The sequence below is a fragment of the Kribbella sp. NPDC050459 genome, from assembly GCF_040655315.1.
In the GTDB taxonomy this organism is placed as follows: Bacteria; Actinomycetota; Actinomycetes; order Propionibacteriales; family Kribbellaceae; genus Kribbella.
Genome location: NZ_JBFAJQ010000001.1, coordinates 1 through 22,893, shown reverse-complemented (window position 1 = coordinate 22,893; position 22,893 = coordinate 1). Strand labels below are relative to the sequence as shown.

The 22,893-nt window shown below is 70.2% G+C and carries 16 protein-coding genes and 1 rRNA gene; 9 read left to right on the top strand and 8 right to left on the bottom strand.

Going from position 1 to position 22,893, the window contains the following annotated elements; all coding sequences use genetic code 11:
* The first annotated feature begins 22 nt into the window (after positions 1–22).
* Positions 23–2,833, top strand: coding sequence for a DEAD/DEAH box helicase (locus AB0I12_RS00085; RefSeq protein ID WP_359922235.1), 2,811 nt, complete (start codon positions 23–25; stop codon positions 2,831–2,833).
* On the top strand, positions 2,826–4,094 hold the full coding sequence (locus AB0I12_RS00080; RefSeq protein WP_359922232.1) for an SWIM zinc finger family protein: 1,269 nt from the start codon (positions 2,826–2,828) through the stop codon (positions 4,092–4,094). The genes AB0I12_RS00085 and AB0I12_RS00080 overlap by 8 nt, the downstream gene beginning before the upstream one ends.
* Before the next feature lie 16 nt (positions 4,095–4,110).
* On the opposite strand, the gene AB0I12_RS00075 is transcribed toward AB0I12_RS00080, so the two are convergent.
* The 3 genes from AB0I12_RS00075 to AB0I12_RS00065 all read right to left on the bottom strand — a co-directional run bounded on the left by AB0I12_RS00075 (position 4,111) and on the right by AB0I12_RS00065 (position 6,438).
* Positions 4,111–4,458 (bottom strand): DUF1801 domain-containing protein, encoded by a 348-nt coding sequence (locus AB0I12_RS00075; protein WP_359922229.1) that lies wholly within the window; start codon positions 4,456–4,458, stop codon positions 4,111–4,113.
* Positions 4,459–4,614: 156 nt separating this feature from the next.
* Entirely contained in the window at positions 4,615–5,595 is a 981-nt protein-coding gene (locus AB0I12_RS00070; RefSeq protein ID WP_359922226.1) for a GDSL-type esterase/lipase family protein, read from the bottom strand.
* 51 nt (positions 5,596–5,646) lie between these two features.
* Complete coding sequence (locus AB0I12_RS00065; protein ID WP_359922224.1) at positions 5,647–6,438, bottom strand: RNA methyltransferase; 792 nt, start codon at positions 6,436–6,438, stop codon at positions 5,647–5,649.
* Between the two features lie 271 nt (positions 6,439–6,709).
* Between AB0I12_RS00065 and AB0I12_RS00060 the strand changes: the two genes are divergently transcribed.
* From AB0I12_RS00060 to AB0I12_RS00030, 7 genes are all read left to right on the top strand, one after another.
* Positions 6,710–7,900 carry a hypothetical protein gene (locus AB0I12_RS00060; RefSeq protein WP_359922221.1) on the top strand — a complete coding sequence of 397 codons (1,191 nt, stop codon included), beginning with the start codon at positions 6,710–6,712 and terminating at the stop codon, positions 7,898–7,900.
* The gene (locus AB0I12_RS00055; RefSeq protein ID WP_359922218.1) at positions 7,897–8,547 is read left to right on the top strand and encodes a hypothetical protein; all 651 of its coding nucleotides are present in this window, start codon (positions 7,897–7,899) and stop codon (positions 8,545–8,547) included. Before AB0I12_RS00060 ends, AB0I12_RS00055 begins: the two co-directional genes overlap by 4 nt.
* Positions 8,540–9,208: a hypothetical protein gene (locus AB0I12_RS00050; RefSeq protein ID WP_359922215.1), complete on the top strand. Its 669-nt coding sequence runs from the start codon at positions 8,540–8,542 to the stop codon at positions 9,206–9,208. Before AB0I12_RS00055 ends, AB0I12_RS00050 begins: the two co-directional genes overlap by 8 nt.
* The gene (locus AB0I12_RS00045) at positions 9,205–12,327 is read left to right on the top strand and encodes a chromosome segregation ATPase (RefSeq protein ID WP_359922212.1); all 3,123 of its coding nucleotides are present in this window, start codon (positions 9,205–9,207) and stop codon (positions 12,325–12,327) included. Before AB0I12_RS00050 ends, AB0I12_RS00045 begins: the two co-directional genes overlap by 4 nt.
* A gap of 109 nt (positions 12,328–12,436) precedes the next feature.
* On the top strand, positions 12,437–15,145 hold the full coding sequence (locus tag AB0I12_RS00040) for an AbfB domain-containing protein (protein WP_359922210.1): 2,709 nt from the start codon (positions 12,437–12,439) through the stop codon (positions 15,143–15,145).
* A gap of 2 nt (positions 15,146–15,147) precedes the next feature.
* Positions 15,148–16,947: a glycoside hydrolase family 76 protein gene (locus AB0I12_RS00035; protein WP_359922208.1), complete on the top strand. Its 1,800-nt coding sequence runs from the start codon at positions 15,148–15,150 to the stop codon at positions 16,945–16,947.
* Between the two features lie 287 nt (positions 16,948–17,234).
* Complete coding sequence (locus AB0I12_RS00030; protein WP_359922206.1) at positions 17,235–17,885, top strand: hypothetical protein; 651 nt, start codon at positions 17,235–17,237, stop codon at positions 17,883–17,885.
* Here AB0I12_RS00030 and AB0I12_RS00025 read toward each other — a convergent pair whose 3' ends face one another.
* The 5 genes from AB0I12_RS00025 to rrf form a co-directional block, all read right to left on the bottom strand.
* Complete coding sequence (locus AB0I12_RS00025; protein WP_359922203.1) at positions 17,886–18,365, bottom strand: AAA family ATPase; 480 nt, start codon at positions 18,363–18,365, stop codon at positions 17,886–17,888. It lies immediately after the preceding gene.
* A 9-nt stretch (positions 18,366–18,374) separates the two neighbouring features.
* Entirely contained in the window at positions 18,375–18,818 is a 444-nt protein-coding gene (locus AB0I12_RS00020; RefSeq protein ID WP_359925091.1) for a hypothetical protein, read from the bottom strand.
* 405 nt (positions 18,819–19,223) lie between these two features.
* Complete coding sequence (locus tag AB0I12_RS00015) at positions 19,224–19,805, bottom strand: dihydrofolate reductase family protein (RefSeq protein WP_359922200.1); 582 nt, start codon at positions 19,803–19,805, stop codon at positions 19,224–19,226.
* A 67-nt stretch (positions 19,806–19,872) separates the two neighbouring features.
* Positions 19,873–20,712 (bottom strand): helix-turn-helix domain-containing protein, encoded by an 840-nt coding sequence (locus AB0I12_RS00010; RefSeq protein ID WP_359922197.1) that lies wholly within the window; start codon positions 20,710–20,712, stop codon positions 19,873–19,875.
* A gap of 1,834 nt (positions 20,713–22,546) precedes the next feature.
* Positions 22,547–22,664: ribosomal RNA gene (gene rrf / locus AB0I12_RS00005) — 5S ribosomal RNA — on the bottom strand.
* Between the last annotated feature and the right edge of the window lie 229 nt (positions 22,665–22,893).

Here is a 22,893-nt window from a genome sequence, read left to right as displayed (position 1 = left end):
GGTCCGGCGTACTGTGCAGGGCATGTTCGACGCCGTCTTCGTGCCAGCCGACCCGCCGCGCGCGGGCCGGCTGGCGTTGTACGGCGACCTGGCCGGCTCGGGCGAGACGGCTGACGGCACCGTCGACCTCGTCCTCCCCCGCGGCACCACCGTCCGCCGCAGGACCGTCCCGGCCCGCTTGCTGTCGATGGAAGAGGTGCTGGCCCGGCTGACCGAGCCGGACTCCGACCGCGACGCGACGGGGAGCTGGGCGGCCTGGCGGGCGGCGGGGCTTGCGGGACTGGTGCTGATCGGGCGGGGGCGGCTGGTCCCGGACCACAGCCCGGAGGGGTACGGCGCGTGGCGGGTGGCTCCGCTGGACCCGATCGACCGCGCCTGGCTGCGGAACCTGGGCGCCGCCGTGCCGGCGTACGGTCATGCCCTGCCGATCGACGGCACCCGACCCTTGCGACTGCGAGAGCCGGAGCCGCTGATCCGTGCGTTCTGGGACGCGCTCGCGGACACGCTCGTCCGCACTCCCGCGGCGGCTGTCGCCACGCGTCCCGGCGCCGCGCCGTTCGCGGCCATCGAGCCGACAGCCCTGCCCGGAGCGACGAGTTGGCTGGACGAGACCGCCCTGGCGGAAGAGGCCGGCACCCGCTTGGTCCTCCGCATCGAGCCGCCCGACTCCGCCGACGCGCTCGACTTCCGGGCGGTTCTGCAATTGCGGAGCGGGGTCGACCCGAGCCTGCTCGTCGACGTCGCGGACATGTGGAACGCACCCGCCGCCGTCCTCACCGCCCTCGGCGAACGCGCCGAGACCGATCTCCTGCTCGCTCTGCGCCGCGGTGCGCGGGTCTGGCCGCCACTCGGCTCGGCGCTGCGCGACGCCGCGCCCGAAGAGGTTCCGATCGACGACGTCGCGCTCGAGGAACTCGCCGAAGGCAGCACGGCGCTGGAGGGCGCCGGCATCGAGGTGCTCTGGCCGACCGAGCTCTTCGCCGGCGAGCTGGCCGTCCGCGCCACCGTCGCAACGCCGTCCCCCGGCGCCGTCACCGGCCCCGATTTCAGCCTGACCGATCTGGTCGCGTTCCGCTGGCGTCCCACCCTCGACGGCGAGGACCTGACCGAGGCCGAGGTCGCCGCACTCGCCGAGGCCAAGCGCCCGATGATCCGGATGCGCGGCCGCTGGATCCGGGTCGACCACGACGTCGTCCGCCGGCTGCGCAACGGTTCCGGGCGCAAGCTCACCGGCGCCGAAGCGCTCGGCGCCGCGCTCACCGGGACCATCGACGTGGACGGCGAGCTCGTCCCGTTCGACGCCGACGGGTCGCTGGCCGCGATGCTCGGCCGGCTGCGCGCGACCGAGGAGCCGGCATCGCTCGCCGAGCCCGCCGGGCTGCGCGCGACACTTCGCGACTACCAGCGCCGCGGCGTCGCCTGGATGGCGCAGCTGGCCAACCTCGGCCTCGGCGGCTGCCTCGCCGACGACATGGGCCTCGGCAAGACCATCCAGGTGATCGCGCTGCACCTGCAGCTGGCAGGACGCGGACCGACCCTGGTCGTCTGCCCGTCGACACTGCTCGGCACCTGGGAGCGTGAGTTCGAGCGGTTCGCCCCCGACGTGCCCACGCGCCGCTACCACGGCGCCGGCCGAAACCTCAGCGATCTCGCCCCGGACGAGGTCGTGCTCACGACGTACGGCGTGGTGCGCCAGGATCACCGGGTGCTCGGTGAGATCGCGTGGGGCCTGGCCGTCGCCGACGAGGCACAACACGCGAAGAACCCGCTGTCCCGCACCGCCCGCGCTCTGCGAACGTTGCCGTCAGCAACCAGGATCGCGCTGACCGGGACGCCGGTGGAGAACCGGCTGTCCGAGCTGTGGTCGATCCTCGACTGGTCGGCGCCGGGCCTGCTCGGGACGCTCGACCGGTTCCGCCACGACGTCGCCGTACCGGTCGAGCGGTTCCACGACGAGGAGGCGACCGCCCGGCTCGCGCGGGTGACCCGCCCGTTCCTGCTCCGGCGGCGCAAGAGCGATCCGGGGATCGCTCCCGAGCTGCCGCAGAAGACCGAGCACGACGTCGTCGTCCCGCTGACCACCGAGCAGGCCACGCTGTACCAGGCCGTCGCGAAGGAGACGCTGGCGAAGATCGAGGAGGCGGAGGGCATCGCGCGGCGCGGGCTCGTGCTGAGTCTGCTCACGCAGTTGAAGCAGGTGTGCAACCATCCGGCGCAGTTCCTGCACGAGCCCGGCCCGCTCGAGCGCCGCTCCGGCAAGCTCGCGGCGCTGGACGAGTTGCTCGACGTGATCCTGGCCGAGGGCGAGTCGGTGCTGATCTTCAGTCAGTACGTTGAGATGTGCCGGCTGATCGAGGCGCATCTCGCGGCGCGGCAGGTCAAGACGCTGTTCCTGCACGGCGGCATCGGGGTGCGCAAGCGCGAGGAGATGGTCACGCAGTTCCAGTCCGGCGAGGCTCCGGTGTTCCTGCTGTCGTTGAAGGCCGGCGGGGTCGGGCTGACGCTGACACGGGCAACGCATGTCGTGCACTACGACCGATGGTGGAATCCGGCCGTCGAGGACCAGGCGACGGACCGGGCGTACCGGATCGGTCAGGACCAGCCGGTGCAGGTGCATCGCCTCGTCACCGAGAACACGCTCGAGGACCGGATCGCCACGGTGATCAACGCGAAGCGGGATCTCGCGGACGCCGTCGTCGGCTCGGGTGAGGCGTGGTTGAGCGAGCTGTCCGACACGGAGCTGACCGAGCTGGTCGAGTTGTCGACAGGGCCGGTTCGTTCCGGGGCGGCGAGTGCCTACAACCCTTCTGCCGTTGGGAAATCCGATGCCTGACGACGAGCGGAGGCCAGGCCGCGCCCGGCAGACCGACGGCACGCCGCAGCCGACTGCGGCGGGGCCGGCGTGGTGGCGGAGCCGCGAAGACGCGGGGTTGCCGGCTGCCAGGGGGCCGGGGAGCCGGCGGTCGTTCGGGGCGACGTGGTGGGGGCGCGCCTGGTTGGAGGCGCTGGAGCAGCGGGCCCGGCTCGATCCGGGCCGGCTGTCGCGCGGCCGGTCGTATGCGCGGCGTGGCAGTGTGCTCGAGCTGACCGTCAGCCCGGGCGAGGTCGAGGCCGTGGTGCAGGGCAGCCGCGTCACGCCGTACCAGGTGACCGTCCGGATCCGCGCCTTCTCCGCGGACGAGTGGGACGCCGTGCTCGAGATCGTCTCGGCGCAGATCGGGCGGGTCGCGGCACTGCTCGACGGCGAGTTGCCACCGGAGGTCGTGGACGACGTCCGGGCGGCCGGGCTGGATCTCCTGCCGGGCGCGGGCGAGGTCCTGACGAACTGCAGCTGCCCGGACTTCGCCGTACCGTGCAAGCATTCCGCGGCGGTCTGCTATCTGGTGGCCGATGCGCTCGACGACGACCCGTTCGCCTTGCTTCTGCTCCGCGGCCGACGCAAGGACGAGTTGCTGGAGACGCTCCGGACCCGTCGGGGTGGGAGTGCTGTGGTCGCGCCGCGCACTCCGGCGCCGGCCGGCATCCCAGCGATCGCTGCGTTCTCCGCCGCCGCTGGTGTGGTGCCGGTGCCCGCTCCGCCACGGCCGCTCAACGCGCCCGGCGTCCCTGTCGCGGTCAAGGTGCTGGATCCGCCACGGTCCTCCGGCGTCGACGTCCGCGACCTGGTCGCGCTGGCGACCGACGCCGCCCGTAGGGCCTGGGAGCTGGCCTCCGGCGACGCCGACCTCGACCTGACGTACGAGCAGGACCTCGCGCGGCGGGCCGCGGACCTTCTCGGTACGCCGGACCTCGCCGACCTCGCGCATCGCGCCGGCATCTCGGCCCGTCAACTCTCCGCGTGGGGCACTGCCTGGCGCCACGCCGGCCGCGGCGGCCTGGCCGTCACCGCCGACGCGCCGCACGATGTCGACCCCGACTCCCTGACCGATGCAGTGGCTGTCCTCCCGAACGCCACCGTCGAAGCCAACCGCGTCACCGCCGGCAAGCTCCAGCTCCGCCTCGGCAAGGACAACCTCTGGTACCGCTTCGACCAGAGCTTCAACGACTGGACCCTCACCCGCCCACCGACACCAGACCCTCAGGACCTCGTTTAGCCACGACTCCGCGGGTCTACCGCGCCTGGACGAAGGCCTTGGCGAGGCGGGAGATGAGGTTGTACGGGATGGGCTTGGCAAGCGGGAACTTCAGCGTGCCCTTGCCGGAGCGGTACGGATCGAGGGCTGCGCTCAGGTCGTCGTCGACCGGCGGGATCGGGTAGATCGCGATGTGCGCCTTCCAGCCGCTGAAGTAGAGCAGCGCCTTGCCGTCGACGGTGATCGTCGGGATCTGGTAGCTGATCTTCTCCCCAGCACCAGGCACCGCCGCGTGAACGGTGCGCCGTACCTCCTCCAGCGCCGCCCGCACGTCGGCCGGGAACGACGCGATGTACTCGTCCACACCCCCGAACCTCGTACCCATCCCACCATCGTGCCCCACACCCCCTCGCCCCTGTCCCGGCCTTGGTGGGCTGAGACCACAACTGGTGGGCTGGGACCAGAACTCGTGGGTTGATACCTGTTATTTCAGGTCTCCGGAGACCAGTTCCCGTCCCGGGACACCAACCCCCTCGGGAGGCTAGGCGGGGCGGCGGAGGGGCGTGTGTTCTTCGAGGGCCGTGACCAGGTGGCCGGCGATCTTCGCGTGGCCGGCGACCGTGGGGTGGACGAGGTCAGTGCAGTCGTCCTCGGTGATCCAGCCGGTGGAGTCGACACAGACCAGGTTCGGGTCGTCGACCGTCTTCACCGCGGCCTGGATCGTCTCCGCGTGCTTCCCGCTGAACGGGGTGAGCGCCACGATCGTCGCCGACGGGTACGCCGCGCGCACCCGGCGTACGTAGTCCGCGTACTCCTCGATCTCCAGCGTCGGGTCGTTCACGCCGAGGTTGACCACGATCACGTCGGACGGCTCGACCCGCTCGGCCGGCGAGCCGGCGAAGTTCCACCCGAACGAATCGACCCCGGCGGGCACCTCGCCGTTGCCCGGCTTGCTGATCCCCTGGCTGCCGAACCCGACCTGGTACGCCGTGGCGCCGAACGCCCGCGCGGTGAGATACGCGTACGACGTCGTACCGTCGGCGCCCTCCGACTCCGGGTGCTCGCTCAGCGACCGCACGCCCTGCGTGATCGAGTCGCCGTAGAACTCCAGCCGCGGGCCGCCCGGCCGGCCGCTGAGCCGCAGCCGCGACTTCACGTCCAGCACCAGACCGGCGAACACGACCGCACACTCGAACGGCGGGTTCCACCGGTTGACGTGCTCGTTCACGTCCTTGACCACGACCTCGACCCGGTGCCGGCCGTCGGGCGCCTCGACCTCGACGACCGGCTCCTCGATCACGTGCAGCCGGGGCTCGCCGTCGTCGACCGTGATCCACAGGTGCGGCGCGACCGTCAGCCCGTCGGTGTCGAACAGCAGCTGCAGCCGCTCACCGGCGTACGAGAACGAGATCCGCGACCCGGAGTTGACCGTGATCGCGACGCCGGGCTGGTGTCCCCACTGTCCCTCGAGGACGATACGCGGATCGGACGGGGCGACGACCTCACCTGGCTCGAACGGCACGGCACACTCCTGGTCTTCGGCTTCGACGGCGATGCCATTGTGCCCAATACGTCACCAGCCTTCCTTCCGGGCCCGCGCTTCGAACAGCAGGATCCCCGCCGACAACGCGACGTTCAGTGAGTCCGCCCGGCCGAGCATCGGGATCGACACCGCGTCGAACCCCTCGTCGTGCCACGCCCGCGACAGGCCCGACCCTTCCGAGCCGACGACGAACGCGGTCGGGCCGTCGTACCGCGGGACCCGGTAGGTGCCGGTCGCGGCCGGGTCCGCGAGGTGCACGCGGAACCGGTGGCTGCGCAGCCAGGCGGCCGCGGCCGGGATGTCGTCGAACTCGACGATCGGCGTCGAGAGGACGGTGCCGCGGCTCGCCGAGTACACGGCCGGATGCGTGGGGCGTGCGCGGCGGCTGGTGAGGACGAGGCAGTCCGCGTTGGCGGCGTCCGCCGTACGGATCAGGGTGCCGAGGTTGCCGGCGTACTCGACCCCGTCGGCCACCAGGACCAGCGACCGGCTGGTGAACCGGAACGTCTGCGGCCGCCACTGCGGAAGCCGCGCGATCGAGATCAGGCCGTCCGAGCGGGTCTTGCGGGACAGGCGGGTGAGCAGCTTCTCCGAGATGCGGTACACCTCGGTGGCGCGCCCGGCGATCCGGTCGACGTCGGTGGCCCCGGCCTCCGGGCACCAGAAGAAGGTCTCGATGGTGGCGGTCGTGGTCAGCAGGCGGTCGTGTTCCCAGGTGCCTTCGACCATGATCCGGCCGGGTGAACCGTCCTTGCGCAGCGTGAGCAGGTCACGGACACGGGGGTGTTGCGCGCCGATGGAACGCGCGTTGTGCACAGTCATGTGCAAGCTCCGAACGGAGAGAATCAGCAAGCGCGCCGGGGACACGACGGTCCGCTCCGGCGGGGCGACACCCGCGGGTGCCGTGGTACTGACGCGGCCTTCCCGACCGCGTCAGCCAAGGATTCTCATCACGTATCGGATGGTAGGCAGCCGCGGATCCGCCGTCATCCGGTTTTCCACAGGCCGCTGGCGGGTGAGTTTTGGTCTGTCGGTGCTGGTGGTTAGAGTCCTTTTCTCTGATAGCCGCGCTATCACACGGGAGGGAGTGCGGATGGACGCGACACTGCTCGACGCCGAGGCCGAGGCGGCTGTGCTGCGGGTCTACCGTCAGGTGTTCGCCGTGCTCGCCCGTGAGGCCGGCGCGATGATCGTCGACCCGGACCTGCTCGACGTGGACCAGGCGATCCTCGACGCGTTCGCCGAGGCCGGCAGCGACGGGCTGACCGTGGAGCAGGCCACCCTCGCCTGCCGGGCGTATCCGCACGAGGTGATCGTCCGCCGCTTCGACCTCCTCCGGCAGTACGGCGCGATCACCAAACTCGTCGACCGGCCGAACGAGTTGCGCCACCGCGCCGCCTTCGCGCCGTACGTGATGCTGATGTTCCTGCGCCGGATGTCGGTCCAGGGCGGCCAGGCCGAGCTGCACCAGCTGCTCACCCTCGAGGCGCACAGCGTCAGCGACCCGCAGGCGACCGCGGCCGACGGCCAGGCCTCCATCGGCCGGCTGACCAAGGTCTTCCGCCTGCTCGGCAACGAGCTCGCGATCCTGGTCTCGACCAGCACCACCGCCCAGCTCCGGGAGAACGCTCAGCTCGCCTGGGGCAACGAGCGACTGATCGAGCAGGCGGAGAAGGTGCACCGGCTGGTCCTGGACCGCTGGCCGTCGCTGCATCGGGACTGCACCTCGCTGCGCATGGCCCTGGCGGCGTATGCCGACGCCGTGCAACTCGCCGCCGGCCGCCTCGTCGAGCGAGCCGGCACGACGCGGGCGCTCGGCCTGCTGCCCATCGAGACCTGGCTGACGTTCACCCGCGGCAGCGAGCCCGATGTGCTGGCCGCCGTGCTCGACGGGTTGTTGTTCGACGCCGCGGCGCCGGACTTCTCCGCGCAGACGATGGTCGAGGCGGTGGAGACTGGCCGCCGCAGCGGCAGCGCACGGATGGCGCCGCCGCGCCCGACCGCGGACGCGGACGCACCGGAGTCCGCGGCCGCAACCGACCGCGAGGACCTCCGGGCCGAGGCGGAGCGAGTGCTCGCCGGCCGTCCGTCCGTCGACATCGTCGAGGTCATCGACGAGGCGGGCGACTGGATCACCGCCCGCCGGGTGCTCGCCGAGCTGACCGCGGCGCACCTGCACGACGAGCTCGACTACGAGCTCGTCTGGTCCGACGGCATGCGCATCGACCCGGCCGCCGGCACTCCCTGGGCCACCGAGGGCGTGTTCCGGAGGGTGTCCCGTTGAGCAGCGAAGCCGTCGAGCGGCGGCTGTACAACGCGCTGTGGTGGGCGAAGGTGCAGTCGGCAGGTCCGCTCGAGGTGGATCCGGACACGCCTGCCGTCGCGGGCCTCACCCGCGCGGCCTCGCCGGACGGGTCGACGGTCTGGCTGGTACCGACGCTGCCGTCGGGTGCTGGGCACGGTGTGCTCGAGGAGCTCGGCGCTCCCCCGGTCGCCGTCGAGCAGCCGAACGAGACGGCCCGCATCCTCGCGATCTGTGTCGCCTGCTGCTGGACCGATCGCAGCGCGCCCGCCTGGCCAGGTGACACCGGCACGCTCGCGCAGATCCGCGCCGTGTACGCCGGGATGCGCGGCCGCCCCGAGCAGTCGAGCGACCTCACCCTGATCATCGGTAGCCTCCGCCGCCTGCACGCCACCCACTGGCTGCTCTGGAACGACAAGGCCGGCGAGGTCCGCCTCGGCCCCCGCGTCATCACCTGGACCCCCGCCGACCTGGCAACCCTCCGAGACCTCTGCCGTCACCTCCCAGACCCAGCACCGGCAGTCCTCTCCCCCCACGCACCCACCACACCCCCGCCCGCCGAGTCCCTCCCGGATCCCGCCCCGGCACAGACCGACGCCGGCCAGGAATCGGAGGTGTCGGGTGACTGAGCAGCATGCGTTGTTCGATTCGTTGCTGCAGGATCTCAGTGATCGCTCCCGTGACGAGGTGCTCGCCGCGTTCAGTGCGGTGCAGTATGCGGCGCACCCGGTCGCCGAAGTCCAGCTCGCCGGGCTGCGTGACGTCACGTTGCGCCGCCAGGTGCAGCGCATGCTGAAGCTCATCGGCCGCACCCTCGTCCACGTCGACGGCACCCATTGGACCGCCGGGTACGACGACGACATCGCGGCCGGCCTGGCCGCACAGGGCTGGCAGCCGTTGTCCGTCGTCGACCGCGCGGTGCTGGTGCTCGTGCTGGTCCACTCCGTCGCGATCCCGCGCAGCGAAGGCATCCTGACCGGCGACAGCTGGAAGTCCGCGCGACCGACCACGGTCGACGAGCTGCGCACCAGCAGGATCAGCGGCGAGGAGCGGCGCCTCGCCCTGCAACGGTTGCGCGCCGCGGGCCTGATCCAGCTGTCCGGCGATCACTCCGGCGGCCCGGCGTACATCCCAGGACCGCAGCTGCAGCGCCTGACACCAGCGGCCCGCCGCCGCCTCCAGGACCAACTGATCCTGGCCGCCGCACCGGCCAGCCCGATCGCCGAAGCCATCCGTGCCCGCAACGGCGTCCCAGCAGAAGTCAGCACTACAACGGGAGATGATGCATGAGCGCCGCCGCTGGTGAGGACGGGCCGTTCGACATCTTGGGGTCGAAGGTGCTGCTGGGGGTCCAGGTCGTCGACCTGTCGCGCCTGTCGACGCACCCCATCCCGATGATCGGCCGCGGCCTGATCACCGTCGCCGGTCAGGGCCCGACCGACTCCAACGGCGCCGGCAAGTCGTCGTGGATCGCCGCGCTCAGCCTGCTGCACGCCGACGACCAGTGGCGCCTCACCAGCGGTGCTCCGGGCGCGGCCGAGCTGCTGTTCACCGCGGAGGCGGCCGGCCAGGAAGGCAACTGGTCGAACGTCGACCGCGGCTACATCGTCGGCGTCTTCTCCGACCCGGACCTGACCGACCTCGACGAGATCGAGGCGGCCGCCGTCACGATCTGGATCCGCATCAACCGCAAGGCGTCGTACATCGACCTGCGCTGGAAACAAGGCCTGCACATCCCGTACGGCGCGACCGAGGCGGAGCGTGCCGCCGGCGCCGACGCGCTGTGGGCCGCCCTCCCGCACTCGAACGGCCGCACCGACTTCCACGCCAACAAGCTCTCCCAGGTGCTGTACGGCGGACAGGTGCGCTGCGTCTCGTTCCTGTCGACGTCGGTCCGCTCCAGCCCCACGGCGAATCTGCTCGCCGAGCCGCTCAACGAGCTCGGCCCGGCCCGTATCTTCAACGCCATCGCGACGCTCACCGGGCTCGATCACGAGCTCGAGCAGGAGCAGGCGCACCGCTCCGCCGAGCACACCCAGCGTGAGGCGACCAAGCAGGCGACCGCCGACCTGCAGCGCTGGGAGCAGGAGATGGCGACCGTCGAGGCGGGCATCCTGCAGCGCGCCGCCGCCCGCGAAGCACTCGCCGCGGCGAAGGAGTCCTGGCAGGCGCGCTCGGCGCGACACCTGATCGACGGCTCGGCGCGCAACGACGAAATCCTGCAGGAGTTGGCGGTTCTGGACGAGCGGGTCGCCGAGCAGGAGGCCCGGCAGGAAGCGGTCGACGCCGAAATCGATGCCTTCGGCAACGAGGAGGGCCTGCTCCGCGACGTCCAGCTGACCCGCCAGGAGCGGGACAAGCTCGACGCCCGCGACCGGGAGCTCGACCTGGCGCAGCGTTCGGTGCGGGAGCAGCTGGAGCGTCTCGGCCAGGAGCATCGGCGGCTGCTGGAGGCGGGTCGTTCGGCGGACGGCCGCGACCTGGCCGCGGCCGGCGAGGAGCAGGCCGAGGCCCGCGAGATCCTCGAGGAGCACATCGGCCGCGACCACGCGGCACGCGTCGCGGTCGAGCACGCGACGGCCGATCTCCGCGAAGCCGAGAGCGGTCAGACGGTGTCGGCGCCGCAGCAACAGGTCCTGGAGAACGCGGGGATCGAGTGCGGCGCGCTGACCGACATCACCGAGCTGCCGGCGTCCGACCGCGCCGAGTGGGAGCCGCGCCTGGCGCCGTACCGCGAGGCAGTCGTCATCGACGCCGCCGACGCGCAGGTCGCATCGACTGCACTGGCCGACGCCGGGTATGCCGGATTCGTGCTGGTGCTGGCGAACCGGCCCGAGGCGAAGCCGTCCGGGAAACGCGGACCGAAGTCCGCGGACAAGCGATTCGTGCTGGACGCGTTCTTCGCCGCGATCGGCGACCGCGCGACCAAGGACCACATCGACGACGTCGCCGGTGTCGTCGCCGTCGGGCAGTTCGACGAGCCGATCACCGGCCGGACCGCGCGGATCGAGGCGGCCCGGCGCCGCGTCGAGACCGCGGTCGAGGCCCGCGCCGCAGCCTCCGCGGCGCTCGAGCAGGCCCGGGCCCGGGTCGAGCAGGCAGAGCGCCGTACGGCGGCCGCCCGCGCGCTCGCCGACGCGGAAGCGGTGCAGGAGCAGATCCTCGCGCTGCGCGAGACCGTCGACCGGCACGAGACCGATCGTGACTCGCTCGCACCGCAACTGCAGGCGGCGAAGGAGTCCGCCGAGACCGCCGCCGGCCAGCAGCTCGTCCGCGACGAGCGGCTGAAGAACCTCGAGGCGACCCGCCGCGACCAGGACCGGATCCTCGACGAGTTCACCGCCCGCCGGCTCGCGCTCCGCGAGGAGCAGACCGCGCTCGACCTCACCACCCGGACCACGGCGTGGGGCGGGACGCCCGCCGAAGCGGAGGAGTTCCTGCTCGGGCTGGCCGACGACGCGCAACGCCGCACGACCGCCGACTGGAACCACCAGGCCTGCACGCAGCTCGACGACGTCATCCGCCGCTGCTTCCCGAACGCCCGCTCCCGCGAGGAGATCCCCACCGAGCTGTGGGAGATCCTCAACGGCCCGGACGGCTGGACGAACGGCACGCTCGGCGACCGCGTCGGCCTGGTCCCGGCGCTGCACCGGACGCTGAGCAGCCATCTCGCCCAGCACGAGACGTTCGACAGCCTGCAGCAACAGCAGATCGCCAGCCAGCGCGCCGAGCGGAACGCAGCGCTCGAGCGCGCCCGCGAAGGCCTCGGCGAGGCCGAGAGCACGGCCCGCGCACACCGCGCGTCCCTTGCCGACGGCATCAAGGCGCGGCTCCGCCTGGTGTCGCAGGAGTTCGACCGCCTCGACCAGCAGTACGGCGGGTACGGCGCGAAGCTCGAGTTCCCCGAGCCCGATCCGCCGGCCGAGCCGGACAAGCCGTGGCGCTGGACCGTCACGCCGAAGTGGCGCCGGTCCGAGGGCGGCCCGTTCTCCGCGTTCAACGTCAAGGGCAACACCGCCCAGATGGACGAGAAGGCGGTGAAGCTGGTGTGCGCGGCCGCGCTCGCCGGCGGTTCGGACCGTCCGCTGCTGCTGATCCTCGACGAGCTCGGCCGCAACCTCGGCTCGCAGCACCGGCGCGAGGCGGTGGCGCTGTTCGAGCAGATCGGCCGCGACCGGAACATCACCGTCATCGGCGCGCTCCAGGACGACATGGAGCGGTACGCGCTCGCCTCCTCCCGGCTGTACGTGAAGCTCCGACGCAGCTCGGACACCATGCCGTACAACCAGGCGCCGGTGGTGAAGGGCAACGAGGACAACGCGGCCCGCGTCGAGCTGCTCCGCGAGTGGATGACGTCGTACCGCGGTTCGACGCCGACCCTCGAACTGGCCTCGCCGACGCTCACGTAGTCCGACAATTTCCGACAGAAACAATCACCCGAGGCCTTGACCTCGGGTCGTGGGTCCGCATACTCACCAGGTGAGAGCGCTCTCTTCCTACCGCCCCAGGGAGATCCACATGCTGCCGCGACTCCGCCTGCTCACGCTGCTGCTCGGCCTCATCGCCGTGCTCCTGACACCGCTCACCGCGAGCGCGTTCGCCCCGAAGCCGCCGCCGTTGACGACACCGTGGACCAATCAGGTGTCAGTGAGCGACCCGCTCCCGGAGTACCCGCGCCCGCAGCTGACGCGGACCGAGTGGCAGAGCCTCAACGGCGTCTGGCAGTTCGCACCGACCAGCGATCTGAACAATCCGCCGACCGGGACGCTGCCCGAAGAGGTGCTGGTCCCCTACCCCGTCGAGTCGGCGCTGTCCGGGATCCAGCGCCACGAGAACCGGATGCACTACAAGCGCACCTTCACCGTCCCGGCGAGCTGGTCGGGACGCCACGTGCAGCTCAACTTCGGTGCGGTGATGTGGCAGTCGAAGGTCTGGGTGAACGGCATGCTGCTCGGCACCCACGAGGGCGGGTACGACGCGTTCTCGTACGACATCACGTCGGCGTTGCGGGCCGGCAGCAACGACATCGTCGTCGGCGTCTGGGCACCGGTCGACACCGAGGACATCCCGCTCGGGAAGCAACGCGTGAACCGCGGCGGCATCTGGTACACGCCGTCGTCGGGGATCTGGCAGACCGTCTGGCTGGAGCCGACGCAATCCACCTGGATCACCCGGCTCGACACGATCCCGAACGTCGCGGCGGGCGGCCTGGATCTCACCGTGCAAGGCTCCTCGCCAGGACAATCCGTCCACGCGCAGGTGCTGTCCGGCGGTCAAGTCGTGGGCGAGGCCGACGGCGTCAGCGGCACGCAGTTCCGGATCGCCGTACCGAACGCGCGCCTGTGGTCGCCCGACGACCCGTTCCTGTACGACCTGCGCGTGACGATGGGCAACGACTCCGTCGGCGGGTATTTCGGGATGCGCTCCGTCAGCAAGGCGATGCTCGGCGGCTTCCTGCGGCCGACGCTCAACGGCAAGTTCGTCTACGCGCTCGGCACGCTCGACCAGGGGTTCTGGCCGGATGGTCTCTACACCGCGCCGACCGACGAGGCCTTGCGGTTCGACCTCGAGCAGCAGAAGGCGCTCGGCTTCAACATGGTCCGCAAGCACATCAAGGTCGAGTCGGCCCGCTGGTTCTACTGGGCGGACAAGCTCGGGCTGATGGTGTGGCAGGACATGCCGTCCCTGGTTGCCGGCCGCAACGCCTCGACGATCGGCGAGGCACGGTACGAGTCCGAGCTGCGGCGGATGGTCGACAACCACAAGCAGATCACGTCGATCGTGCAGTGGATCCCGTTCAACGAAGGCTGGGGCGAGTTCCAGGCCGGGCGGATCGCCGACCTCGTGAAGAGCCTCGACCCGAGCCGCCTGGTCAACCACAACTCCGGCTCGAACTGCTGCGACTCCGATCCGGATCCCGGCAACGGCGACATCATCGACGACCACCTGTACGTCGGGCCGGGCGTCGCGCGAGCACCGTCGACGACGCGCGTCCTGCAGCTCGGTGAGTACGGCGGGCTCGGCCTGCACGTGGCCGGGCACGAGTGGCCGAGCGGCAACAGCTTCGCGTACGAGATGCTGCCCACGAGCGACGCGCTGACCACCAGGTACGTGCAGATCATGAGCCAGCTGCCGGACCTGATCACCGGATCGGGTCTGTCCGGTTCGGTCTACACCGAGCCGACCGACGTCGAGGACGAGATCAACGGGTTCTACACCTACGACCGCCAGGTGCGGAAGATGGACTTCGCGCGCGTGCGGGCGGTCAACCAGCAGGTGTTTGCCGCCGCCAACGGCACGACGCTTCCGCTCGGCAAGCTGGTCTCGTTCCGGGTCACCACCCCGACGTACACGAACCGCTATCTGAGGCACATCGACGGCGTGGCGAACACCGAGGTGGTCGATGCCGGCAGCAACCAGACGCTCAAGCAGGACGCGACCTTCTGGGTCCGGCCCGGACTGTCCAACAGCAGCTGCTACTCCTTCGAGTCGCGTAACTATCCTGGCCAGTACCTGCGCCAGCGCGATCTGCGGATCTACAAGGAAGCCAATCCCGTCGCAGCCGACGCCACGTTCTGCACGCGCCCTGGCCTGAGCGGCGGCGGTACGTCGCTGGAGTCGGCCGCCCGGCCCGGGTACTACCTTCGCCACCGCAACGCCGAGGTCTGGCTGGACACCGACACCGGCGGCTCGTACCGCGACGACGCGACTTGGAATCTCGTCCCCGCCTGGTGGCGCAGCGGCGCGGACCTCGCGGTCGGCCAGGCCCGCACGTTCCGTGTGACGACGGCCGGGTACACCGATCGCGTACTCCGGCACCGCGACGGGCTGGCGCGGACCGACGTGATCACCGCCGGCTCGTCGCTCACGGACCGGCAGGACGCGAGCTTCGTGATCCGCGCCGGTCTGGCCGAGAGCAGTTGCTACTCGCTCGAGTCGGTCAACTTCCCCGGCCAGTACCTCCGGCACAGCAACTACCGGCTGCAGAAGGCGTCGAACGACGGGACGGACACCTTCCGCAAGGACGCCACGTTCTGTGCGCAGCCTCCACGCGCCGGCGGTGCAGGCAATGTGTCACTGCAGTCGATCAACTACCCGACGTACTACGTCCGGCACGCGAGCGAGCTGGTCTACATCGCCACCGTCGGCGGCGCGAACGCGTGGGACGGCGGCGGCTCGTACGACGCCGACACGACGTGGGCCGACCAGCCCGGACTCGGAGGCTGACTATGCGCATCCTGCTGACACTTGCCCTCGTGCTGACACCCGCTCTTCCGGCTGACGCGCAGCAACCACTGGCCGCGCAGGTCTGCTCGGTCTCCTGCGACACACTCGATCCGTCGAAGGCACAGGAGGAGACGTTCCCCGTACCGGAGAAGCTGATCAACGGGCGTCACGTCGTACTGCACGCGTCCGACAAGGACGCGATGGCGTGGGGCAGCATCGACGGCGGGACGACCAACGACGCGGTCTGGCTGGACCGCAGCTGGGACGGCGGCGCGACCTGGGACGGTCTGCTCGGCAAGGCCTCGATCCCGTCGGGGTGGACCGGCACGCGCACGCTCATGTACAACCTCGCCGATCCGGCCGGGCATCGGCGCGGCCTGATCCGCGCCTGCGGCGACGCGGCGGGCGTCGACTGCACCGCGTGGGTTCACACCGCGGTCTGCGCGGCGGCGTGTGACGGCAGCACCGGCCCGTCCGGCGACAACCAGCCGGTGCCGTCGACCACGCTGTCCAACCGGCGCATCTCGCTGCATATCGACAATCGCGGGATGGCGTGGGGCGTGATCGAGAACGGCGCCGCCGGCGACGAGATCTGGCTGGATCGCTCGTGGAACGAAGGCGCGTCCTGGCCCGGCGGCTCGTCACTCGGTCGCACGAGCGTCACGTCCGGCTCGTCCACCGCAACCCGCCTCTACGCCACTGCCGATCCACTCTCGAAGCTGTACGGCGGCGCGGTCCGCGCGTGCGGCCGAGCCGTCGAAGGCCAGAACGGCAGCTGTACGGCGTGGGCGCGGCCGGCGACCGATCGGCCCGGCGCGGCGGCCGACGCGTTGATGTACTCGTACCAGCCGCACACGGCGTGGTGGCTGTCGAGCTGGTGGAACTCCGCGGTGGCGTTCACCGCGCTGATGGATTACCAGCAGCGCACCCGTCGTACCGATCTGCGCTGGATCGTGAACGAGGTGTTCGAGAAGGACAAGGGCGTGTTTCCGGCGGGCGAGAAGAGCGGTGACGCCTTGGAGGGGAACTTCATCAGTCGCGCGATCGACGACACCGAATGGTGGGGCCTCGCGTGGATCGAGGCGTACGACCTGACCGGCGACCGTCGATATCTGGACATGGCTGTCACCATCGCCAACTACGTCGAAGGCTATTGGGACACGGGGACGTGCGGCGGCGGAGTCTGGTGGGACCGCGAGCGCACGTATAAGAACGCGGTGACGAACGGCCTGTACATCCGGCTGACCGCGGCACTGCACAACCGGCTGGCCGGCGACACGGTGTGGTTGCAGCGGGCCACCACCGCGTGGAACTGGTTCGTCGGCAGCGGGATGATCAACTCGTCGAACCTTGTCAACGACGGCATCACCGGTGCGTGCACGAACAACGGCCAGACCGTGTGGACGTACAACCAGGGCCTGGCGATCGGCGGTGCGCTCGAGCTCTGGCGGGCGACCGGCGACAGTGCCCTCCTCGCGACAGCCCGTCGGCTCGGGGACGCGGCCATGTCCTCGCTCAGCCCGGGCGGCATTCTCACGGAGAGCTGCGACCCCGGCGGCACCTGCGACGACAACCAGAAACAGTTCAAGGGCATCTTCATGCGGTACCTGATGGACCTGGCGGACTCGACCGGCGACGCGTCGTACCGGACCTATGCCCAGCGGCAGGCCGACTCCATCTGGCAGAACGACCGGGACTCGCTGAATCGTCTCGGTCAACGCTGGACGGGCGGCGGAGCGCGTGATTGGCGCACGCAGGCGAGCGCTCTCGGGGCGCTGGTGGCGGCGACTCCGGCGGGCTGAGCTTGACACTTGTCCAGATTTCGCTGTGAGGTTACCAAAATCGGACCCCGGTGCTGCCCCTGCACCAAGGGGTGCAGCAGACTGTTCCGGTGACTGTTCCGGAGAGGCGCCGCGTCTGCTCACACCGAGTAGGCGGAGCTCTGGTCAAGCGGTCGTATGGCGGCGTACCGTCACCTGCATCCGGCATTGTGTCACCGCCCGGCACTGTGTCACCGTTCGGCACCGCATCAGCATCCGGTACGGCCTCGCCTGCGCCGGGTCGGCCGCCTCACGATCGGAGGGCGTGAATGGCATCGTGGCTGTTGCGCGCCCAATGGCCGCATCGTGACGAGTCCGTCGAGCACCGCGCGCTCCGCGTCGGCCGCACCCTGACCGCGGTAGCGGTGGCGTTCCCCGACGTCCACAACTGGACGCAGGACGAGCGCTGGGGATACCACGTCCTCGAGGCCGACGGTTCGACGCCGTTGCAGGAGATGGTCGAGGCCACGACGAAGGTCCTCGCGAACGGTACGAGCACGACCCGGTTGCATCTGCAGAGCACCGGCGAGCTGCCGTGGCTGTTCGACCTGTCGATGGGCGGCACGATGACGACCGTCTCGGATCAGCTCACGCTGCACTGGAGCGACGAGGACGCGTTGCAGCAGTCGGAGCGTTTCGCCCAGGTGCTACGTGCGGTCGTCACGATCTGGGAGCCGCAGTGGGCGAGTATCGCCGACACCGAGCTCGCCGCGGCCGCCGGGGTGTTCCGGCGCGGCATCCCGATGATGGGCTGGCTCACGTACGTGCGCGGCATGGTGGCCGGCGCGCCGGGCATCGACATCACGCTCACGCCGTACGAGCGCGGCACCCTGCTGCAGGCGCCCGTCTCCCCCGACGACCTGACGCCGGTACACATCTGCGCCGCGGCCGCACTCGTCGGCATCGCCCCTGAGGAATAGCTACTCCGTCACCACGAGGTGCCGGTCCCAGTTCTTGAGCTCGTCGGCTGTCGGCAGCTCGAACCTGCCGCTCCACTCGGTGAGTTCCTCCCGGTTGATCGCGAACGTCCCGGCGCGCAGATTCGCGTTGCGCCGCTCGAGACGCTCCCACAGCACCTCGAACGGCAGATCGAGGACGATGATCTCCGCGCTCGCGCCGAGATCCTGCGCCCGGGTCCGGAACAGGTCCCGCTCCTCCCTCGACCAGCAGCCGTAGTCGAGGATCACGTTCGCCTCGAGCTCCAGCGCCCTCGCCGCGACGCCCCAGAACAGCTCGGACTCCAGCACCCAGCGCCGCCCTTCGAACTCGTTCGTGTGGAACAGCGCGTCCATCCACTCGTCCGGCGTCAACCGCAGAGCCTTCCGCTCCTCCTCGAGCCGTCGCGCCAACGACGTCTTGCCTGCGCCCGGCAATCCCACGATCAACACCATCCCAGCCATCTGCAGAGCCTATTCGGCCGCAGCGGGACTGCCCGCGCCACGATGTCGCAACGTCACCAGATCGTGCCGTGCTGCGGGCAACATCGACTCCTCCAGACCCAGGAAGATCGAGTTCGCCACATGCAACGCCAGCACCTGCATCCCGCGCAGATGAATCTCCCGCCCACCCGCCAGCCGGACCTCGACGTCGGGGAAGCAGAACCGCGCCAGGATCCGCAGGCACCGATCCGGCGTCAGCTCCCAGCGCCCCTCGAGCGGCGTCCCCGCGAACGGGATCAGGAAGTTCACCGGCACCGAGTCCGGATCCAGCTGCCGGAGCGCGAACGCCAGATCGACGATCTCCTCGTCCGTCTCGCCCATCCCGAGGATCGCGCCCGAACACGGCGACAGTCCGCCACGCGCCGCCCGCCGTACCGTGTCCACCCGGTCCGCAAAGGTGTGCGTCGTACAGATCTCGCCGTACCGCTCCTCGCTCGTGTTCAGGTTGTGGCTGTACGCGCTGGCGTCGCGGCAGCCGCTCGGCCTGCCCGTCCTTCAGCAGCCCGACGCACACGCAGACCTCTACCTGCGGAGGCTCGGCCTTGATCGCACCGATCGTGCTCTCCACCCGCCGCATGTCCCGGTCGCCCGGACCACGGCCACTCGCCACCAGACAGACCCGCTTCGCCCCGGCGCCGACCGCCTTCCCGGCGAGCTCCGCGGCCTCGGCCGACTCGATCCACGAGTACTTCATGATCTCGGCGGTCGACCCGAGCCGCTGCGAACAGCACGTGCAGTCGTCCCCTGCGAGCACCCGCAGCGTCCGAACCCTCCAAGGACCCCGCGGGCGATCTTGGCCTTTCGGGCCGGCGCGGCCGGTCAGTGGCGTACCGGATAGCGCAGGTGAAGCACCCGGCTGCCCTGAATCATCGCCTCAGGATCCTCCAACAGGTGCTGCCCCTGGACCGACCCGAAGTAGCGCTTGCCGGACCCGAACACCACGGGTACGACGTCCATGCGCACCTCGTCGACCAGACCGGCGGCAAGCGCCTGGCCACCGACCTCACCGGCGGCGACCTCGACGATGCGCTCACCCGCAAGCTCTTGAGCCTTGGCCACGGCCGCCTCGACGCCGTCGACAAAGTGGAACGGCGCGTTGGGGTCCCAGCCCTCGGGCGCCGGCCGGTGCGTCACGACCACCACATGGTCGATCCCGCTCGGAGGCTTCCCGTCCCAGCCGTCCGTTATGTCGAACACGTGGCGACCGGCGACTGTCACCCCGATCTGGTCCCAGTACGGCCGGACGTAGTCGTAGGACGCCTGCGACACCTTCACGACACCGCCGTCGTCCAACGGCACGTCACCGCTGAGCAACCAGTCGAACAGCGGGCCGGGCTGGTCGTTCTCGTCGGCTATGAAACCGTCGACCGATACCGAGGCATACATGACCACCTTGCCCATCGGGCCCTCCTCCGCTGTGGGGTGCCGCCCAAACTAGCGTCTCGCGAGCCGTCGCTCTTGTAAGAAATCAATCGGCCGGAAGCGGCCAGCCGTCCAGCGTGTGGCCGGGATGTTCGCGCAGGAACTGCCACCGGACTTCGATGTACCGGGTCGGCGTGAGCCCGGTGAATGCCTGAAACTCGTGACCGAAGTGGGCCTGGTCGAAGTAGCCCGCGCCGGCGGCGAGATCGCTCCAGTCGATCGGTTCGGCGGGGTTGATCGACAGCACCGCGGCCGCGAAGCGGTGGGTGCGGGCCAGCCGCTTCGGCGTGACCCCGATGACTTCCTTGAACCGCTGCGCCAGATGAGTACTACTGACACCAACTGCCTCACTCAGACCGCCAACAGCCCCCGCCCCGCCGGTCGCCGCGATCACGTTGCTCGTATGGCGAACCAGCCCCAGGCCGGCGGTCTCGCAAAACCGCCGCATCAACTCCTCTTCGAGCACCGTCAACATCTCGTCCGGTCGCCCCGCCGCGACCAGCCGGTCTCGCAGCTCAGCAACCGCGGACCGCCCCCAAACCTGTTCCACCGTCACCGGCCGATCACACAGCTCGGCCGCAGGCATCGCCAGAAACGGCGCCAGCCCCCAAGGCTTGAAATGCACCCCGACAGACCGCGTCTGCGGCGGGTACCCGAAGTCCCACGCCCGGGTAGGCACGGTAACCACGCACCCATCGGCGTACTCGCCCATCGCGACATCGCCCCCACCGCGGACGTGAAACGCCGCCCCAAGATTGACAACAAGCAGCCCCACCGGCGCCGCCGGCAACGTCAACCGAGCGTACGGCGCCGCCCCCTCCAGGTAGTAAAGGTCGTCAATCACCCCATCCAACGGCGACCGCGGCACCCTGGACACATACTCCACCCCCACAGCATCCCAGACCCCTCACCACCCCGAGCCCACCACACATCACAACCAGCCGATGACCGCGCCCCCGCACCACCCGGGAACAACTCGCGCCAGCCCGGCCGCGCTCCGCCCTCCGTACGCGCCCACGGCACGCACGAACGGACCACGCAGATCCGACCGCGCACCGCGCCCACTCCGGCAGTACACACTCCGGCCCCTCAAAGCCACCGCACACCGCGAACAGCCCACATACCCTTCAGCCACCCTCCGACCAGGAAGGCCAGCAACGCCGCCGACCACGCTCACCCCGCCAGCCGATTCCGCCGGGAACGACGCCGTCCACACACGACCAAGCCACCCCGCGAACGGATCGCGCAGATCCCATCGCCTGCCACACATGCCCGGCCGACTCGCCGTACGGCACCTGTTCTCCAGCCGCGCCTACTACGACCGCCCATGCTCCGGCCACGCGGGATCGGGCCCCGCACAGACAGGCCCCGCCACGCATACCCCGCCGGACGCGCCTCGCCGTACATAGCCGACATACCGAGCCCGCCATGGACGCTCTGGCCGTGCATGAACAGGGCCGTACACAGGCACTTCCGCCAAGCAGGCTCGCCATTCAACCTCCCACCGCGCAAGGAACAGGCCCGTAGGAGCATCTAGCCAACTGCGCTCGCGGGTCCGCGCGCAGCCCGCGAGCAGATCCGTATGAGTGGCCAACTCGACGCCATGCGAGCCAGCAAGGTCCAGCGGCCGCGCTGCAGCACGACGGGCGCCGCGTGGTCGACCCGCGAGCGCATGTGTACGAACCGCAGGCTAGACCGTCGCCCGAGGCAGGAAGGTCATGCGCCAGCAGGAAGGTCCCACTGCCGTGCTTGCCATGGACGACGGGCAACGACAGGCGCGGCCGCTGTGCGCCGTACGTCGTCGACGCGTGAACGCAGGCGTACGAGCCGCCGGGTCGACCGTCGTACGAGGCAGGTACGTGGTGCTGGCAGGTTGTGGCGCGACGGGCACGCCCGCGGCGGCGTACGTGGTCAGCGCGTGCGCGTGCGTACGAGCCGCTGGCTCGGGTGTGGGGCGAGGTAGGAACGTCGTGCTGGGGACGACGGGGCGGCCGCTGCGGCGTACCGGGTCCACGCGTGCGCGGCGTGTACGAGGCACCGGGTCGACGTCGTACGAGGCAGGTGCGTGGTGCTGCCGGGTTGTGGCGCGACGGGCACGGCGGCTGCGTCGTACCTGGGTCGGCGCGTGCGCGCGTGTGTACGAGGCGCTGGCTCGAGCGTGGAAGGCGAGGTAGGAACGTCGTGCTGTGTGACGACGGGCACGGCCGCTGTACGTCGACGACGCGTGAGCGCAGGCGTACGAGCCGCCGGGTCGACGTCGTACGAGGCAGGTGCGTGGGGTTGCCGGGTTGTGGCGCGACGGGCACGGCGGCTGCGTCGTACATGGTCGGCGCGTGAGCGCACCTGTACGAGGCGCGGGCTCGACCGTTACACAAGGCAGGAACGTGGTGCCGGCAGGCGGGTTGTGGCGCGGCGGGCCGGGGTGCTGTGTCGTGTCTGGTCAGTGCGCGAGCAGAATGCGCGTGAGCGGATGTGTGCGAGCGGCCGGCTCACCGGCGTGCGGAGCTGAGAGGTCATGCACCTGCAGCCAGATGCCGCGCGCTGATACCCGCGGCGGCACGTGCCGGCGCAGCCACGTGTCTGCACGGCCAACTCCCTGCACGGCCAACTCCCTGCACGGCCATCTGTCTGCACAGCCGACTGACTGCAAAAGGCCAACTGCCGTCTGTGCAAAATGTTAAGGGCCACCCCGGTGTGGGGTGGCCCTTAACAGTGTGAATGTCCGGCGGCGTCCTACTCTCCCACGACCTCCCGGTCGCAGTACCATCGGCGCTGGCGGGCTTAACTTCCAGGTTCGGAATGGAGACTGGGTGTTTCCCCGACGCTATGGCCACCGAAACTCTATAGAAATATCAATCAAACCACTCGAGCCACAAACCCCAGGTGGGGTTTGGTTGCTGGGTTTGACCGTATTCCGGGAACCGTACAGTGAACGCGAACATCGTTACTTTGCAGCGCAGGCTTGCGACCAACAAATCTTTGGACACTCCACACCCTAGGTGTGGTGTGTGTGACAAGCCCTCGGCCTATTAGTACCAGTCAGCTCCACACCTTACGGCGCTTCCAC

What these genes read in the sequence shown, in the direction of transcription:
- AB0I12_RS00085 (WP_359922235.1), top strand. Translation starts at nt 23, where the DNA reads ATGTTCGACGCCGTCTTCGTGCCAGCCGACCCGCCGCGCGCGGGCCGG.
- AB0I12_RS00080 (WP_359922232.1), top strand. Translation starts at nt 2,826, where the DNA reads ATGCCTGACGACGAGCGGAGGCCAGGCCGCGCCCGGCAGACCGACGGC.
- AB0I12_RS00075 (WP_359922229.1), bottom strand. Translation starts at nt 4,458, where the DNA reads ATGGGTACGAGGTTCGGGGGTGTGGACGAGTACATCGCGTCGTTCCCG.
- AB0I12_RS00065 (WP_359922224.1), bottom strand. Translation starts at nt 6,438, where the DNA reads ATGACTGTGCACAACGCGCGTTCCATCGGCGCGCAACACCCCCGTGTC.
- AB0I12_RS00060 (WP_359922221.1), top strand. Translation starts at nt 6,710, where the DNA reads ATGGACGCGACACTGCTCGACGCCGAGGCCGAGGCGGCTGTGCTGCGG.
- AB0I12_RS00045 (WP_359922212.1), top strand. Translation starts at nt 9,205, where the DNA reads ATGAGCGCCGCCGCTGGTGAGGACGGGCCGTTCGACATCTTGGGGTCG.
- AB0I12_RS00040 (WP_359922210.1), top strand. Translation starts at nt 12,437, where the DNA reads ATGCTGCCGCGACTCCGCCTGCTCACGCTGCTGCTCGGCCTCATCGCC.
- AB0I12_RS00035 (WP_359922208.1), top strand. Translation starts at nt 15,148, where the DNA reads ATGCGCATCCTGCTGACACTTGCCCTCGTGCTGACACCCGCTCTTCCG.
- AB0I12_RS00030 (WP_359922206.1), top strand. Translation starts at nt 17,235, where the DNA reads ATGGCATCGTGGCTGTTGCGCGCCCAATGGCCGCATCGTGACGAGTCC.
- AB0I12_RS00025 (WP_359922203.1), bottom strand. Translation starts at nt 18,365, where the DNA reads ATGGCTGGGATGGTGTTGATCGTGGGATTGCCGGGCGCAGGCAAGACG.
- AB0I12_RS00015 (WP_359922200.1), bottom strand. Translation starts at nt 19,805, where the DNA reads ATGGGCAAGGTGGTCATGTATGCCTCGGTATCGGTCGACGGTTTCATA.